The organism is Streptomyces sp. SID1328 (genome assembly GCF_009865595.1).
GTDB classification, from domain to species: domain Bacteria; phylum Actinomycetota; class Actinomycetes; order Streptomycetales; family Streptomycetaceae; genus Streptomyces; species Streptomyces griseoluteus.
Genome location: NZ_WWKH01000214.1, coordinates 1 through 2,693, shown reverse-complemented (window position 1 = coordinate 2,693; position 2,693 = coordinate 1). Strand labels below are relative to the sequence as shown.

Sequence of the window (2,693 nt, the reverse complement as noted above, 5' to 3'; positions counted from 1 at the left end):
GCGCAGGAACACCGGGAGCCGTCCGGTCCCGCCCGCCGCGACCGCCGCCCGGATGTCCCGGAACCGGCCCGGCAGGCTCGCGCCCATCGCGGTGTACGCGCGGTCGTAGCCGTCGTCGGCGGTGTAGTTGGTGCTGGAGAACGCCCGGTTCCAGAAGGTGTGGTAGCGGTCCAGGAAGGACAGCAGGGCCTCGTCGTCCCGGAGGAAGGTGCCGGCCATCACCGTCATCAACTGGGCCGACAGCCCGAGCAGTACGGTGCGCAGATGAAGGTTCATCGAGCGGGCGGCCTCGATGACCAGGTCGCTGGAGTGCTGGAAGTGCCACTCCGCCAGCTCGATCCCGGCCGGACCGCCGTACTTGCCGTACTCGGGCTCGTACGGGCGGTCCTCGAAGGAGTTGTTGGGGCGCAGCACCATCCGGCCGTCCGGGCCCAGGTACTCGGCGCGCTCCTCCTCGCCGAACTCCAGGGCGAACAGGGTCTCGTAGAGGTCGGCGAAGAAGCCGTCCTTCACCTCGTACAGCGCGGGCCGCTCGCGCAGGAACGTCTCCAGCGCGGCATGCGCCCGCTCCCGGACCACGGGGGCGTCGGCGGCGCGGGCCGGTTTCAGGCGGAGGCGCAGATGCGGGCCCTCCAGCCAGTAGTTGATGAAGAAGTACCCGGCGAGCAGGCCCTCCTCGGTGAGGGCGTCGACCAGCGGGCGGACGCACTGGACGAGCAGCGGGCGAGGGCTGGCCGCGTAGAAGACGTGCACGGCCAGCCACTCACCGGGTGCCTGACCGGGTGTGGCTGTGGCTTCGGTGGGAGCGGTCGTCATGGGGTGGCGTCCTCTTCGGTCCGGGCGGCCGGTACGGGCAGCAGTTCGACGGCGAGTTCGGCCACGTGCCGTCCGCGCGGTGAGGTGACGTGCAGTTCGTCCTCGGCGGGGAGCATCTCCTCGAAGACTGTCCGGGCCCGTTTCCCGGCGAGGAGCCCTTCCAGGGCAGTGAGCGAGAGCGGGCTCTCGAAGTCGACGTACTGCGGCTTGGACCCGCCGAACCAGGCCGCGCCCTGCCCGTCCCCCGCCTCCTCGTGGACGGTGGCGAAGGCACGGGCGGGCAGGCCGTGCCGGACCCGCCAGCGGTGCCAGGCGAGATACCAGTCGGCGTCCGTGGTGCCGGGCGCCCGCAGCGGGAGGTGGCCGTCGGCGACGGTCCAGGACCGCCGCTGGAGCACCAGCGCGTGGTGGCGGACACGGGGGCGCCGGGTGACGCCGTCCGTCGCCTCGCCGGCCGGCACCCCGCGCCACACGTCCGGCACCGAGCGGGAGGTGGGCGAGAACAGCAGCAGGGTGCGCGGGATCTCGGGGAGTACCATCGGCACCAGATAGCCGAGGTACACCGGGACGACCTCGCGGTCCAGGCGCCGGGAACGCAGCAGCAGCCGGTCCTCGGTCTCGTCGTGCACGGCGTACAGGTCGTCCAGGTGGAGGCGGGCCTGTGCGGGGGCGGTGCTGTTCTCGCCCGGGCAGACGATCTCGTAGTCGGTCAGCCGGCCGTGCAGATTGAGGTTGGTGGTCGCGGCACCGGCCGTCACCTCGGCGAGGACCGCGCGGGGCGGCAGCACCGAACGCAGCCTGTCTCGCAGCGAGTTGGTGAGTCCTGGTCCGTCCGCGCCGTCGAAGCAGTGCGTGAAGCGGGTGAAGGGGAAGCAGAGGCCGCCGTAGGAGTTGTTCAGCACGGCCAGCGGGCCGTCCTCGTGGCGGGCGAGCTGGACGAAGTGGCTCTGCGGGCGGAACGCGGGCGCGGCGGTGCCGAGCGCCTCGGCCATCTCGTCCACGGTCGCGTCGTCGAGCACCAACTCCTCAGCATCGGGCGGTAGTTCGGCCCAGCGCTCCCGCATCCGGGCCGTGAGCGCGGTGCGGGCCCGGTCGACGGAGGTGATCTCCGGGACGCCGAGCCAGTTCTCCTCCGGGGCGTGGCTGCCGTCCGGGAGGTAGCCGTCCTTGGCCGCGGTGAACTGGAGGTACTGGCGGAAGATGTCCTCGTGGAAGTCGTGGACCAGCCGCAGCAGGTCCTCGCAGCGGCCGCCGCGCCCGTACCGGGCGACGAAGAAGCCCTTCAGGGTGAGCCGTTGGGGCAGCGCCACGTCGAAGGCGGGCAGCACCCGGCCGATCGACCGCAGCGGCGCGGCGACCGGCTCGGCCCACTCGGCGAGCGGCGCGCCGGTGGTACCGGCCGACACGTCCTCGTACAGCAACGTCTGTGGCAGTACGGGCTGTTCGGCGCCCAAGTCGGTCTGCAGAGCGGCGAGGCCGGCACGGAGTCCGGCCAGCAGGGCCCGTCGGGTGGGCACATCGGCGTGCGCGTACCGCACGACCGCCTCGGCCGGGCCGTCCAGCCGGGCGGCGACGGTGTCCGCCCACTCCAGCCCCAGGCTCCGCAACGCCCGCTGGAAGGCGCGCAGCGGGTCGGGGCTGTGCACGCCCGTGTCGAGCAACGGAAGCTGGAGCATGCCCAGTTCACGCAGCGCCGTCAGATAGTGTCCCGCCTCCTCCTCGCCGGCACCCGTGGTGGCGGCCAGCCAGCGGGCCAGGTCGCCGTGGGTCAGGGTGCCGTCGGTGTTGCGCAGCAGCGTCAGCAGCCCGTCGAGGGCACCCTGCCGGCGCAGGAAGAACAGCCGGTCCCGGGCGGCGTCGAAACTGACCGGCGCGCT

Annotated in this window: 2 protein-coding genes; both read right to left on the bottom strand. The window is 72.6% G+C overall.

The features are described 5' to 3' along the window. The coding region (locus GT030_RS06295; RefSeq protein ID WP_161200229.1) for a lantibiotic dehydratase C-terminal domain-containing protein at nucleotides 1-816 on the bottom strand (816 nt) is incomplete at its 3' end. Continuing rightward, nucleotides 813-2,693 (bottom strand): lantibiotic dehydratase (locus GT030_RS06290; protein WP_161200228.1); only part of this gene is annotated, 1,881 nt, incomplete at its 5' end. The genes GT030_RS06290 and GT030_RS06295, both read right to left, overlap by 4 nt.